This window comes from Sphingobium sp. (assembly GCF_041987595.1).
In the GTDB taxonomy this organism is placed as follows: domain Bacteria; phylum Pseudomonadota; class Alphaproteobacteria; order Sphingomonadales; family Sphingomonadaceae; genus Sphingobium.
On the sequence record NZ_JBHIWJ010000026.1, the window covers coordinates 37016 to 49672 of the forward strand.

Consider the following 12657-nt stretch of genomic DNA (forward strand, 5'->3'; position numbering starts at 1 on the left):
GATCGGGCATGCTGGGCGGTGCTGTCCGCACAGGCCGGGGATGCCAACATCTTTGCGCAGGACTGGTTCATGACGGCCGCGTTAAGTCATTCCCACGATGGCTGTGACGTGTTGCTGGCGGTCGTCAGCCATGAGCATGGACCGTGGCTGGGTGTGATGCCGCTGATGGCCGAATGGCGATTCGGACGCTGGCCTGCCCGCATCTGGCACAGTTGGTCGGCAACCAACCAATTTTTGGGTACGCCATTGGTGGCGACGCAATCCGCCGACATTTTCTGGGAAACCTTGCTCGCCTTTCTCGATACGTGCGCTGATCGCGCGATATTGCTGCATTTCGAGAAATTCGACGCAGATGATCCTATCAGCATCGCGCTGTTCGACCATTGCAGGCGGACAGGGCGAGCGGTTCACGCCATCCAGTGCGTTGAGCGCCCGGCACATCGCGCTGGCGACGAGGCCGAAGCGCGCAGCGATGCCAAGACGCAAAGCCGGCTGCGCAGCTTGTCGCGGCGGCTGGAGAGTGATCATGGGCCGGTTGCGGTCACGATGCTCGATCCGGTTGCGCCATGCGCGTCCTGGATCGACGCTTTTCTGGTGATGGAAGCGTCCGGCTGGAAGGGCCGCATGGGCAGTGCGCTCGGCAGCAGCGCGGCCACTGCGGCCCTGTTTCGCACTGTCATCGCGCGCGGCCATGCCAATGGTAGCGCGCGACTGTCCAGCTTGTCAGCCGGCGGCCGCGTGATCGCCATGTCGTGCTGGTTTGAATCCGCGACCTGGGGGCACGGGTTCAAGATGAGCTTCGATGAAGACTATCGCGCCTATGCCCCCGGCCAGCTATTAATGCGGGAAATCAGCGAGGGGATCAGGCGCAGACCCACACTGTCCTTCGACACTTGTGTGCCACGCGACGCAAACCATTGTCATCGGCTGTGGCGAAGCAATAGGAGGATCATCGATGGGGCCGTGGCGATCGGCTCGACATGGCAACGGTTGCATTTTGACGCCTTGATAAAGGCGCGGGCGGCTTATGCGGCGGTCAAAACCCATCTTTCCAGGCCACAAAAGCAGTAAGTGAGTTTCCTGACCAGCGGGCTTGTCGATAGGTCGAACGGCCGCTTGCCCGCCACAGCCAGCATAAGAAGTCCTGAACGAGGGTATTTTGCGGCGAAGCAATTGGACTTCTTAATATCGGCAACTGGCGCTAACCTCCCACCCCATGCCCAGCGCCTGGCGTCGGCCCTTGCACGAACCCGCTCCGCGGGAGGGTCGCTTGGGGCGCGGTAGTGCGGTAAATATGGGCCTTTAGCGGGGCGAGGTTGCCCTCTGAGGCTGGCAGTTCCTTGAGTGAAGAGGCACTTGTCATGACCGTCTCGATCAACACCGCCCCGATCAGCCCGCTGCGTCAACGGATGCAGCACGACATGATGATGCGGGTCGCGGTCCCCCACCCAGAAGGATTATGTCCGGCGGGTCCCTATGCTATGTTGCAAGCGGCCTCTGCAGGTTGCCGTCGATCAAGGCGCCCGCGCTCCCGGTTGGAACGCGGGCGCCTCCAATCCTGGACCTTAGAAGCGGACCGCCAATACGGCCTTTGCCGAATGGGACTGGCCCTGATCGGCAAGGCTGCCCATATAGGCAACGCCCAGGCTGAAGCCCTTCGATATGGCCCAGTTCACGCCTGCATCGACCAGCGCGGCGTCCTTGGCGAGGGGAGCGCCCTCTACGACAAAGGAGGGGCCACCTGCTGCAAAGGCGAGCGTCGAGTTCACTGACCGTTTCGTCAGAGCATGCTGCCAGCCCGCCTTGACGCTCGCGCTCGCGGGTGAGCCTGCGCCCAGAGGGATGCTGGCTTTCAGGCCGAGCGTCGACCAGGTGCGTGCCCGATCTTCCTTCTGGCTGCGAAGGGCCAGCGAACCGCCCTGCTCGACGAACGCCTCATTCTTCAGCCAGATTGCGTTGACCCCGGCGAAGGGCTGCACCGCACCGATGCCAAGCGGCAAGCTGATTCCCGCTTCGCCAAAGGCCTGTATCGCGCGACCACCATAGCTGGCCTGCAACTGCTGCGACATCTCGCCCGCAGACGCAGTGCGGTTCGTCTTGATGTCGAAGTCGCTGTAGCTCGCCCCTGCGCGCAGGCTAAGGCGGCCAAAGTCGCCACCGGCATAGAGAGCGCCGCTGACCGTTTCGATATCCCCGCTGGACGCGCGGGCGTTGAGGGTCAGGTCGCCATCGGTATAGCCGCCAGCGACGCCGAGACGAACGGGGCCAATGCCGGTTTCCAGGCCGACCCGGAAACCGCGGGCGTCGTTGGAAACGCGCCCCGCATTGCGGTCGCCGTCCAGTGTATTCGATCCGCCGACGATATCCGTCCACAGCGTCAGGCGGTCGCTGCCGGGTGCTGCGAGACGGTCGAGCAGGGCGCGCCGAAGCTCGTCCGACTGCTGCGCCGCGACGCTCATGGTCGAGGGGTGAACCTCGCCCGAAAGTCGGTCAAAGGCGAAGCGCGCCCCTTCCGCCGACTGCCCCACCAAGGCATAATAGACATCGCTGGTTGCAGCGAAGCTGGCGTTTAGGGCCGTTGCCGTCGCGCGCTGGTTGGCGGTGACCGCCACATCGGCAAAGCGCACATCGTTACGCGTCAGCGTCAGAGTGACGCTATTGGCGCCATAGGAGAGCGTCGGCATCAGAAATGCGAGGTTGCTCGTCACATCGGCAAACTGGCCGCTGACACCGCCATCGGCGGACAGGATCATGTAGCTGGTCTGGGGGCGATAATTGCCGGCTTCGGCCAAAACCTCGACCGTGCCACCCTGAAGGGTTGCCGTGCCCGAGGCAAGGATGCGGTCGCTGGAACCGGAGGCATCAGCCTCCACCTCATAGATGGACCCCGCTTCGAACAGCACGGTCGTTGCGGCCTGCAACTGCCCGATCGAATTGCCCGGCGCCGCAGTGGCGTTGGTGCGTACGATCAGGCCGCCGATGACGCCATTGCCGCCGATCGAGCCGCCGCTTTCCACGATGACGCCCGAATTGGCGATCGAGCCGTTGACCGCAAGGCGGCCCGCCTCGACAATCGTATTGCCGGTGTAAGAGCTGGTTCCGGTAAGGTTCAGCCGGCCTTCGCCGGTTTTGGTGAACGATCCGGTGCCAGAAATGCTGCCCGCAAAAGCGCCGTCGGTGGACTGATCGATCACCAGCATGCCGCCGTTCAGAACATTGCCGCCGATGCTGCTGCTATCGCCCTGAAGTGTACCGGCCGCGATGACCGTATCGCCCGCATAGCTGCTGGATCCGGTGAGGAAGAGGGTTCCGCTGCCTGTCTTGACGAAGCCGCCGGATCCGGAAAGACCCCCGGAAAGGGTGACATCATTGCTTCCCGTGTCGACGGCATTGAGACCGCTCATCAGCGTGACGGGAGCGCCGATTGCTGCATCGTTCAGGACCTGCAACTGCCCGCCCATCAAAACGAGACCGCCAGTGCCCAGACCGCTGCCATCGTTAATCTGAAGGGTCGTGCTGTCGGTGACGACCGTGCCGCCCGCATAGCTATTGGCACCCGTGAGGGCGATCGTCCCCTGTCCGGACAGGACCAGGCCACCATCGCCGCTGATCGCGCCGGAAAGGGTGCTGTTGTCGCCCGCCGTGTTGATGAAGGCGCCGTTGTCGCTAACGGAAATGTCGGCCGTAACCAGATTGTCCGGGACATTGCCGCCCGTCATGTCGAGCATGCCGCCATCGAAGCTGATCGTGCTCCCGGTGGCTGCGCTATCTCCAAGGTTGAAGCTGGGCTGGCTGCCGTCGATGATGGTGGAGCCACCTGGAGTTGGCAGACTGGGATCGACCTGGAAGCTGCCAGCGACAAAGCTGATCATACGGTCGACCAGCGACCGCAATGCAGGCGTCGCGTCATAATATTCAGCCTGAAACGTGTTCACGTCGAGGTAAGTCAGCAAACGACCGTTGGCGGCATTGGCGAGTGATCCGACGCCAAAGGCAACGCCAGTGCCTTCGCCCGTACCATTGGGGCCGGTCGTCGTGATGAAGGTTCCGGTTCCTGGATCGGAAAAGGTGCCCGATGCCGGAACGTAGAAGCTGGTCGCTGCGTCCGCCGTTATCAGCGCGCTGCCGTTGAAGATGTCGGTTACATACTGGTTCTGGACCATCTGGCCGCCATAGGTGATGCTCCCGCCACCTGCTTCGACGATGAAGTCGACCAGGGAATTGTTGCGGGCCGCAAAGCCCGAATTCTCGCCAAGAAGGAAGAGGCCGCCGGCATCGTTGAGGTAGGTCAGGTAGTTGCTTCTGTCGGCGGTCGACAGCACCACATTGGGACGCACGTCCCAAATCTGAGATATGCCGCCCAGATTGCCGGTCAGAGTGGATGCGTCATTGGTGATCGTCACATCATAGCCGGCAGCGACAAGCCTGTCCTGCAGCCCGGTAGCGGCCGTCGCTGGCCACCCCGTTTCGCTGAGGATGATAACCTGATCGGCGGCAATGGCATGCGTGGATACTGAACCGAGAAGAAGTGCCCCTGCCATAGCAGCGACATGCTTGAAATTACGAGACAAAGATCGTCACCCCTGTTGTGTGGAGGGGGGGCAAGTGCAGCGCAAATGGTTAACGATATGCAAAAAAACGATCGGTGCACCTGACATGCGATGGAAAAAATAAATCCCTATTTTCAGATGGTTTTTTCTAAAATTGACCTACGCCTACTTGCGCACGTCGCCGATCCACGGCGCGCGAGCCGCCCGCCTTCCTGTCCACTTCACACCGACATCGGCCTCCTGGATCAATCAGGTCGAACGCTGGTTCGCCGAATTGACGCGCAAGCGATTGCAGCGCGGTGTCCACCGATCAACGGCGGAACTAGAAGCCGACATCACGGCATTCATTGCGGCCCACAATGAAAATCCCAAGCCATACAAATGGGTGAAGTCAGCCGACGAGATCCTCGCCTCGGTCAAACGCTTCTGCCAAAAAACAATGAACCGAACTTCGGATTCAGATGAATGGTGCTTAGACTCATTACGAGGTGCACCACAGGCGTACGCAGATGAGTTTGATGGCAGCGAGGAAGTTGGCGGGGTCTTTGTCATAACCCTGAATGTCGTGGCTCTGTCCTGGCGTCAGGGAGCACGAAGAGCGCGAACCAGGCTGGCCTTGGCCGAGATTTACGACGGCGGTAGTCGGAGCGTGGTGGCTCGGATCGGCGGCGTCGGGCTTTAGATCGTGCGGGACTGGGTGATCCGGTTCAATGCCCTCGGCCCCGATGGACTTCTGGACGGCAAGGCGCCCGCTCCCCCGTTCGCGGCTGAACGATGCGCAGCGTCGGGCGCTGGTCGATATTGTCGAGAGCGGCCCGATTCCGGCGATCCACGGGGTGGTGCGCTGGCGTCTTTTCGATCTGGCGCAATGGCTCCATGACGAGTTTGCGGACTCGTTCGATGAGACCACCATCAGCCGTGAGCTGAAGGAGCTTGGCTACGTCAAACTCACGGCCCGGCCGCGGCATCACGCCCAGAACGAGCTTGCGAAGGAGGCCTTCAAAAAGGGGGCTTTGCTGCCGAGCCGGCAAAGGTCAGAGCCCCCTCCCGAAGGGCAGGCGCATAGAAATCTGGTTCCAGAACGAAGCCCGCGTCGGCCAGAAGAACAAGATCACGCGGCGTTGGGCGCGACGCGTATCACATCCATCAGCGCCGAAGGACCAGCGGACGAAATCGGCCTACATCTTCGGCGCAATCTGCCCGGAGCATGGGAAGGCCGCCGGGCTGGTCCTGCCGTTCTGCAACACCGAGGCCATGACCCTGTACCTCGCCGAGATCGCGCTCGCCGTCGCACCGGGCGCCCATGCGGTGGTGCTGATGGATCAGGCCGGGTGGCACATGACCGGTAAGCTTGACTGGAACTTCCGGCAGGCAGCCGGTTTCCGGTCGCCGCCGGGTTTGCCCGCTTTTGCAAATCCGGTCGATGTCCACACGTTCCCGCGCATGTCATCAACCGAAGCCGTACCATTGCTGGTACACGCCGTCGTCACACGCATGGCGCGGGTGATCGTCTTCATGGAACCTTGAAAAGAAAGGCCGAGAGGCGGAAACAGACTTGTCATTTGTCGGAGTAAAGCATTAGGCTGGCGGGAGCAACAAGGCGTTCGGCGCCAGCATGAGGAGAGTGACGTGACCCATACAGGCCCCTGCACCGGACATTCCCGCAGGGATATTCTCGCCAGCGCCGGCGTCGCGGTTGTCATGACGGGTGCCGGTGCCACATCGCCTTCCTCTACGGCTTTCGCGCAGACGGCGGCGCCTGCGAAGGGCGCGCGGCTCAAGCCATTCGACATGGCGGACGTGACCCTGCGCGATGGCCCCTTTCTCCATGCCCAGCGCATGACGGAAGCCTATCTCCTGCGGCTCCAGCCGGACCGGATGTTGCATAATTTTCGCGTCAACGCAGGACTGAAGCCCAAGGCGGCCGTCTATGGCGGCTGGGAATCCGAGCCGACATGGGCCGAAATCAACTGCCATGGCCACACGCTGGGCCACTATCTGTCGGCGTGTGCGCTGGCATATCGGTCGACTCGGGACAAGCGCTACAGGCAGCGGGTGGACTATATCGCCAGCGAGCTGGCGGCTTGCCAGAAGGCTGCCGGTTCCGGTCTTGTCTGTGCCTTTCCCGATGGACCGGCGCTGGTCGCGGCCCATATACGGGGCGAGAAGATCACCGGGGTCCCCTGGTATGCGCTGCACAAAATCTATGCCGGGTTGCGTGACGGGGCGCTGCTTGCCGACAGCGTGGCAGCGCGGGAAGTGCTGATACGCCTCGCCGACTGGGGCGTGGTGGCGACGCGGCCGATCGACGACGCGCAGTTCGAGGCGATGCTTGTCACGGAGCATGGCGGGATGAACGAGGTCTATGCCGACCTCTACGACATGACCGGCAAGGAGGATTATCGCATCCTCGCGCAGCGCTTTTCCCACAAGGCGTTGATGGAGCCGCTGGTCAAGGCGCGCGATGTGCTGGACGGAATGCACGCCAACACGCAGGTACCCAAGATCGTCGGCTTCCAGCGCGTCTACGAAGTCACGGGGGACGATCGCTATGCACAGGCCGCCAACTTCTTTTTCCGTACGGTGGCGCATACCCGTTCCTTCGCAACGGGCGGGCACGGCGACAACGAGCATTTCTTCGCCATGGCCGATTTTGGCAAGCATGTCTTTTCGGCGAAAGGGTCGGAAACCTGCTGCCAGCATAATATGCTGAAGCTCGCCCGCCTGCTGTTCATGCAGGACCCGCAGGCTGACTATGCGGACTATTATGAGCGGACGCTCTACAACGGTATTCTCGCCTCACAGGATCCCGATAGCGGGATGGCGACTTACTTTCAGGGCGCGCGGCCAGGTTACATGAAGCTCTATCACACGCCGGAAGACAGTTTCTGGTGCTGCACCGGAACGGGGATGGAAAATCATGTCAAATATCGGGACTCCATCTATTTCCACGATGACCGGTCACTTTATGTGAACCTGTTCCTGCCGTCTTCCGTGGTTTGGCGCGAAAGGGGCGCGGAACTTGTGCAGACCACTTCTTTCCCCGAAACGCCGACGACCAGCCTGCAATGGAAACTGCGCGTGCCAACGCAAGTCGCACTCCAATTGCGGCATCCGCGCTGGAGCCGGACAGCGCAGGTGCTGGTGAATGGAGAGCAGGTGGCCCGGTCGTCGGCGCCGGGTCGCTATATCGAGGTCGAGCGGCTGTGGAGGGACGGAGATCGCGTCGAACTGCGCCTTGTCATGGAACCGGCGGTCGAGAGTGCGCCCGCCGCGCCCGACATTGTCGCCTTTACATATGGTCCCATCGTGCTGGCAGGCGCTCTGGGCCGCCAGGGGCTCGTGCCGGGGGCGGACATCGTCGTCAGCGAGCGCAAATATGGCGAATATAACATGGCCGATGTTGCCGTGCCGATGCTCGCGGGCGATGCCGAGAAACTGGCGCAGCAGGTGAAACCGGGCGGCGCGCCGCTGGAGTTCAGCATTGGGGCCGAGGATGGCTCGGCGGTGCGCCTGATCCCTTATCATCGTATCGCGCATGAACGCTACGCGACCTACTGGAAGGTCAAGCCGGTGAAGGCCTGATCGATCGCACGGGAAGGGATGGATCGAGATCGTCTCGATCCTGAAGGACGGTCGATGCCGCCCGATTGCGAACCCGTCCGTGACGAGGGGGCTGCGGCGCATCAGGAGCGCGGCGGAACGATCCGTATCCTGTCGATTGCGCTTGGCGTTGCGCGCAGCATGGCAACCGCTGCCGCCCGCACCTCCTCCAGCAAGGCCGCGTCATAGTTCTCAGCTTCAGGTCGCATCTCAACATCGGTTTCAATCACCAGGATGAGACATCTTTCGCGTCCGTCGATCTCCCACTCGTGCCAGCTTCCTATGATATTCTGATGGAACGAAGGTTCGGCCATTTTCATGCTCCCGCCGGCAAGCGGGAGCACAAGCATGTCTCTCAGCCGCTCGCAGCCTGCAGGAACGCGCGAACGATGCAGGGACGATACAGGACCGGCGCACATGAAGCCAGCCCGAGACTCGGGCGTGTCGCGATTCGATGCACGGTTCATGGCAAACCATGTTATGGAAGATGATCACGCGATTTTCTCCGCAAGCTTCCTGTGACAGAGAGACTTTGTGCTCCCGCTTGCTTGCAACGGCAGGAGGATGACTATGCCGGCTTATCTGCATCCATTTCTTGATGCCCTGGCGGTTCTCTCCAAAAAGTCCGTCGGACAGGATATGGCCGATCAACAGTCTGGACCGGATCGCGCTTCATCGGCCCGAGATGACGTCGGTCTGATGGGATCTGCTCCGTGGCGTTCCATCCTATTATGGGTTTCCAACGATCGCGCAGAACCCTATTTTGAAATTATCGGGTCAAACCCGCGCATATGCTGACCAACCGCGCCGGATCCGAGGATTGGAGATGGCGCTTCTGCACGGCGGATGGTCATGTCCGCGCTTCCAGCGGCAGCTACAGCAACGCGAAGGATTGCCGTGATGCGATCGATGCCCTTCGACGCACAGCCGGCGGCGCCAGGGTCAGGCGGATAGGCGACATTAAATAGCCACCCAAATGGAAGTCGCGGCAGCCGCATGTAAGGCTGAGCTATCGCCGCATGTTGCGCGACTGAGAGACATGGGCGCTCCCTCATCAAGCGGGAGGGCATAATGGCTTCTGCCGCAAAAGGCATCGACCTTACGAAAGTTCTGATCGGCTCAACCCAGCCGTTGGGACCGGACGACGCCGGCTCGCTCCTGAAACTTGATCGACTTGCCGCTCTGTTGAGAATTGCGAAAGAAAAACTGGAAAACGGCTTTGATCTTTCCGCTGAGTAAGCCTGCCAGCTTAACGAAGCGCTGGGCATCTCACATAATAATAGCATGCAGTTTTCTAATGAATCTGCCTGACTGGCGCCTGAATTAGGGGTCTTCAGATCGCCGAAAGAAGGTAGATTGACTTTTGCGCCCCCGCCTGCCATATAAGAGGGGCTTAACGTCGCTTGCGACGGAATTTGCCCCATTGGGTGCTCCTTCCCTTCTCGCGCTATCAGCTCCGCTCGTGCTTTTGCGGGCGGATATTCTGTTTTCGTGAAAGGAAACATCCCATGCCCATCGGCACCGTCAAATTCTTCAACGCCGACAAAGGCTATGGCTTCATCGCACCCGAAGATGGTGGCAGCGACAGCTTCGTGCATATCTCCGCGGTCGAACGCGCTGGTATGGTCACGCTGCGTCAGGACCAGCGGCTGAGCTACGAGGTCGAAGCCGATCGTCGCGGCAAGCAGTCCGCTGTCAATCTTGAAGCCGTCTGACAGCTGGTCGGGGCTGATTTTCAGCCCTTAGCCGGTATTTCCCGGCACGACCTTGTCGATGCCGGGAACATTCTCCGCCCTGCCAGTGAATGGCTCGGGGCGGGAATGTTCAAAGAAGAGGAGGCGATGAAGGCCTCCGGTCTGTCGGGCCGTTCCGGTCCGAGGATTCCCTGTGCCGAATGACCGAGAGTTGTTCGCAGCATGGCCCGGCCCCATCAGGGCCGGCGCAGGCGCGCGGCTTTGCGCCCCGCTCCCCATCATCATGCGCCATAGGCGCTCAACAGGATCATCATGAACTTTAAATTTCCGAACATCTCCAACCCTTATAACGGGTCTCATCTGGCGCGACGGATGCGTCGTCAGGCAAATCGCCCCATGTCCGCGGGCACATTGTCGGCCCCGGATCTGCGCCGCATCGTCGCTGAAATGCTCGGCTGAAACAGCCGCGCCCGATTTCCATTCCGGAGACCGTCCATGTCCGTCACCAGCGATTTCTATCTGGCGCGTGTCGCCCAATGCGACTGGGAGGCTAACGAGACCGATCTGACCAATGTCCGGGATCGTTGTCTACGCGCGAAAGCGGCATGGCAAACCATGGCCGACAGAGTCTTGAAGGGCGAGGCCGACCGAAAGCAGCAGGCCGCCGACAAGGCTGCCCATCAGGAGCGACCCTTTGGCTAGACAATCCGGCAGGCATTCAAACGGTCCCCGCCTTTCTCAGGAGCAGGCGGCGCGGCAAGGCCGCATCACGCAGCTGGCGATCGCCCGGCTGGGTGCGCAGGACGCCATTGCCTTTCTCAACGGCAATGACGAGAAACTCGGCGGCCGCCCGCTCGATCTGGCGATAGAGAGTGTCGAGGGCCTGCGCGCCGCGGGGCAGCGCCTGGAAGACCGAATGATCCCCTGATCGTTCACGCCTTTCGCCTTCAATATGCAGGTGAAGGCGCCGCTGGAGTTGAGGCTGGATCGTCATGATCTTCGATCATGATCTGGAGCGATCGGTTTTCGAGGCTGCTTTTGGGCTGCGCTTTCCCGAATATGCGTCGGTTCAGCAGTCGCTGCATCGCTTGTGGTCGGTGCATATATGATAAGATGGCAGTCCTCCTGCATGACGGGCAAGCATCTTTTCAGCCGGGTTCAAGTCGATCCGCGACAGGTCGTACAAACAGGATCCGGTGATATTCGATGTCAGGCTTGCATTGGCCGGATTGGAATTTTCCATGGCCCAAAGCTCTTTCCCGCGAGACGGGAAGGGTCATCTGTGCTACTGAGCCAGCATTGCGCGAAATTTGCTGCAAGCATTCGCCGTGACAGAGAGACCATCGTGCTCCCGCTTGCCAGCCAAGGAGCGCATCATGGAAGACCTGAATTACCTGCTGAAGCGCGAGCAGGAAGAATTGCTGCGCGCCCGGATCGCGCCCAGCCCCGCGGCGCGCAGCGCCCATCAACGGCTGGCGCAGGGATATGCAGGCCGCATCTCCCGTCACCCGCATCCCTATCGTTCCCGGCGGCCGGACGGTTCAGCCTCGTTCAACCCCTTCCCCTTCAATGTTGAAGGAGGGGCCGCATGAGCAGGGTCGTCAACGTCCAGGCCGCCATGGATGTCATCCAGGCGATGTGCGCGAAACATGCATTCCGCATATCCGCCGTGGAAACGCTGGTTTCCGGTGGCACAAGGGTGGTGATGCTCGATCCGCGGGATGCCGAAGCCTTTCGCACGTTGATGAAGGGCAAGCTGATCGAGGGCACCGTCAAGCGATCCGCGTCCCACATGGCCCGGCAATGGGCTCCCTCCCACCATCGGAAATGACCATGGGCCGCTTCGATACCCTCACCCGCCGCAGACAGGCCGAACTCAACCATGCCGCTCTCGCCATCTGCCCTGTCGAGAAGAACAGGCATGAGGAGCAGGCACGCGCCTATGCCAAGATCATTTCCGTCCTGCGCCGGGAAGCGGAAGCGTCACTCCATCTGCGATAGACGGGCAGGCCCGCACGGCTTGGCCGCAGAATAAAGCCGGTCGAGACCGCGCTTCTCAAACGATTGTCCTGATTGTGGCTTATACCTATGACGGTCCCCCAAGAGGCGTTGTAGGTTAATCGCTCCATGCCTGACGTCGCCCTTCCCTACCTGTCCCTCATCGCCTCGATTGCAGTTGGCCTGCTGGTCGGGCTGGAGCGCGGCTGGGCCCAGCGGGATTTCGGCAAGGGTCGCCGGGTGGCCGGCTTCCGCACTTTCGGGCTGATCGGCCTGCTCGGCGGGATGGGCGGGCTGTCGCCGGACATCGTCGCCGCCGCCCTCGGGGCCGGGGTCGCAGCCGTTCTGACGGTCGGCTATTCCCGAAGCGCGGACCAGGACCATCTGTCCGCGACCACCACGCTGGCCGGCCTTCTGACGTTCGGGGCGGGCTTCTGCGCCACGAGGGTCTCGCCCACCCTCGGCCTTGCAATGGGGGCAGCCATCTTCGCTATCCTGAGCGCGCGGCAATCGATGCACGCCCTGCTGCGCGGCATGGACGAAAGCGAGATAGAGAGCGTATCCCGCTTCCTGCTGGTGGCGCTCATCATCCTGCCGCTGCTGCCCGATGCCGCCTATGGCCCCTATGACGCCTGGAATCCCCGCACCATCTGGATGGTGGTCGTGTTCGTGATGGGGCTGTCCTTCGCCGGTTACGCCATTTCGCGCCGCTTCGGCCGTGACCGGGGAATTCTGCTGGTGGCGCTGACAGGCGCCATCGTCTCCTCCACCGCCGTAACGGCGGATTATGCCCGTCGCCTGCGCGACGAACC

At 61.5% G+C, this 12657-nt stretch carries 14 protein-coding genes and 2 pseudogenes; 14 read left to right on the plus strand and 2 right to left on the minus strand.

Annotated elements, in window-relative coordinates:
• Positions 1-18: 18 nt before the first annotated feature.
• Positions 19-1071, plus strand: coding sequence for a GNAT family N-acetyltransferase (locus ACFC3J_RS09170; RefSeq protein ID WP_375195870.1), 1053 nt, complete (start codon positions 19-21; stop codon positions 1069-1071).
• 494 nt (positions 1072-1565) lie between these two features.
• On the opposite strand, the gene ACFC3J_RS09175 is transcribed toward ACFC3J_RS09170, so the two are convergent.
• Complete coding sequence (locus ACFC3J_RS09175; RefSeq protein ID WP_375195871.1) at positions 1566-4541, minus strand: autotransporter domain-containing protein; 2976 nt, start codon at positions 4539-4541, stop codon at positions 1566-1568.
• 220 nt (positions 4542-4761) lie between these two features.
• Between ACFC3J_RS09175 and ACFC3J_RS09180 the strand changes: the two are divergent.
• The 3 genes and pseudogenes from ACFC3J_RS09180 to ACFC3J_RS09190 all read left to right on the plus strand — a co-directional run.
• Positions 4762-4986, plus strand: a pseudogene (locus ACFC3J_RS09180) (IS630 family transposase); the annotation flags it as partial.
• Positions 4987-5145: 159 nt separating this feature from the next.
• Positions 5146-5903: pseudogene (locus ACFC3J_RS09185) on the plus strand (IS630 family transposase); the annotation flags it as partial.
• 438 nt (positions 5904-6341) lie between these two features.
• Positions 6342-8135 (plus strand): beta-L-arabinofuranosidase domain-containing protein, encoded by a 1794-nt coding sequence (locus tag ACFC3J_RS09190; protein ID WP_375195885.1) that lies wholly within the window; start codon positions 6342-6344, stop codon positions 8133-8135.
• 101 nt (positions 8136-8236) lie between these two features.
• Here ACFC3J_RS09190 and ACFC3J_RS09195 read toward each other — a convergent pair whose 3' ends face one another.
• Positions 8237-8467 carry a hypothetical protein gene (locus ACFC3J_RS09195; RefSeq protein ID WP_375195872.1) on the minus strand — a complete coding sequence of 77 codons (231 nt, stop codon included), beginning with the start codon at positions 8465-8467 and terminating at the stop codon, positions 8237-8239.
• Between the two features lie 256 nt (positions 8468-8723).
• Between ACFC3J_RS09195 and ACFC3J_RS09200 the strand changes: the two genes are divergently transcribed.
• The 10 genes from ACFC3J_RS09200 to ACFC3J_RS09245 form a co-directional block, all read left to right on the plus strand.
• On the plus strand, positions 8724-8951 hold the full coding sequence (locus ACFC3J_RS09200) for a hypothetical protein (protein ID WP_375195873.1): 228 nt from the start codon (positions 8724-8726) through the stop codon (positions 8949-8951).
• On the plus strand, positions 8945-9121 hold the full coding sequence (locus ACFC3J_RS09205; protein WP_375195874.1) for a YegP family protein: 177 nt from the start codon (positions 8945-8947) through the stop codon (positions 9119-9121). The genes ACFC3J_RS09200 and ACFC3J_RS09205 overlap by 7 nt, the downstream gene beginning before the upstream one ends.
• Before the next feature lie 103 nt (positions 9122-9224).
• Complete coding sequence (locus ACFC3J_RS09210) at positions 9225-9392, plus strand: hypothetical protein (protein ID WP_375195875.1); 168 nt, start codon at positions 9225-9227, stop codon at positions 9390-9392.
• A 269-nt stretch (positions 9393-9661) separates the two neighbouring features.
• The gene (locus ACFC3J_RS09215; RefSeq protein ID WP_375195876.1) at positions 9662-9868 is read left to right on the plus strand and encodes a cold-shock protein; all 207 of its coding nucleotides are present in this window, start codon (positions 9662-9664) and stop codon (positions 9866-9868) included.
• Between the two features lie 474 nt (positions 9869-10342).
• The gene (locus ACFC3J_RS09220) at positions 10343-10549 is read left to right on the plus strand and encodes a hypothetical protein (RefSeq protein WP_375195877.1); all 207 of its coding nucleotides are present in this window, start codon (positions 10343-10345) and stop codon (positions 10547-10549) included.
• A complete protein-coding gene (locus tag ACFC3J_RS09225) occupies positions 10542-10775 on the plus strand; it encodes a hypothetical protein (RefSeq protein WP_375195878.1) in 234 nt (77 codons plus the stop codon). Before ACFC3J_RS09220 ends, ACFC3J_RS09225 begins: the two co-directional genes overlap by 8 nt.
• Positions 10776-11223: 448 nt before the next feature.
• On the plus strand, positions 11224-11439 hold the full coding sequence (locus ACFC3J_RS09230; protein ID WP_375195879.1) for a hypothetical protein: 216 nt from the start codon (positions 11224-11226) through the stop codon (positions 11437-11439).
• Positions 11436-11678, plus strand: coding sequence for a hypothetical protein (locus ACFC3J_RS09235; RefSeq protein WP_375195880.1), 243 nt, complete (start codon positions 11436-11438; stop codon positions 11676-11678). Before ACFC3J_RS09230 ends, ACFC3J_RS09235 begins: the two co-directional genes overlap by 4 nt.
• Before the next feature lie 2 nt (positions 11679-11680).
• A complete protein-coding gene (locus tag ACFC3J_RS09240; RefSeq protein ID WP_375195881.1) occupies positions 11681-11848 on the plus strand; it encodes a hypothetical protein in 168 nt (55 codons plus the stop codon).
• Between the two features lie 126 nt (positions 11849-11974).
• The coding region (locus ACFC3J_RS09245; protein WP_375195882.1) for an MgtC/SapB family protein at positions 11975-12657 on the plus strand (683 nt) is incomplete at its 3' end.

Excerpts from the sequence above, each read along its gene's own strand:
- ACFC3J_RS09175 (WP_375195871.1), bottom strand. The coding sequence starts at position 4,541 with ATGGCAGGGGCACTTCTTCTCGGTTCAGTATCCACGCATGCCATTGCC.
- ACFC3J_RS09190 (WP_375195885.1), top strand. The coding sequence starts at position 6,342 with ATGGCGGACGTGACCCTGCGCGATGGCCCCTTTCTCCATGCCCAGCGC.
- ACFC3J_RS09195 (WP_375195872.1), bottom strand. The coding sequence starts at position 8,467 with ATGGCCGAACCTTCGTTCCATCAGAATATCATAGGAAGCTGGCACGAG.
- ACFC3J_RS09200 (WP_375195873.1), top strand. The coding sequence starts at position 8,724 with ATGCCGGCTTATCTGCATCCATTTCTTGATGCCCTGGCGGTTCTCTCC.
- ACFC3J_RS09205 (WP_375195874.1), top strand. The coding sequence starts at position 8,945 with ATGCTGACCAACCGCGCCGGATCCGAGGATTGGAGATGGCGCTTCTGC.
- ACFC3J_RS09210 (WP_375195875.1), top strand. The coding sequence starts at position 9,225 with ATGGCTTCTGCCGCAAAAGGCATCGACCTTACGAAAGTTCTGATCGGC.
- ACFC3J_RS09215 (WP_375195876.1), top strand. The coding sequence starts at position 9,662 with ATGCCCATCGGCACCGTCAAATTCTTCAACGCCGACAAAGGCTATGGC.
- ACFC3J_RS09220 (WP_375195877.1), top strand. The coding sequence starts at position 10,343 with ATGTCCGTCACCAGCGATTTCTATCTGGCGCGTGTCGCCCAATGCGAC.
- ACFC3J_RS09230 (WP_375195879.1), top strand. The coding sequence starts at position 11,224 with ATGGAAGACCTGAATTACCTGCTGAAGCGCGAGCAGGAAGAATTGCTG.
- ACFC3J_RS09235 (WP_375195880.1), top strand. The coding sequence starts at position 11,436 with ATGAGCAGGGTCGTCAACGTCCAGGCCGCCATGGATGTCATCCAGGCG.
- ACFC3J_RS09240 (WP_375195881.1), top strand. The coding sequence starts at position 11,681 with ATGGGCCGCTTCGATACCCTCACCCGCCGCAGACAGGCCGAACTCAAC.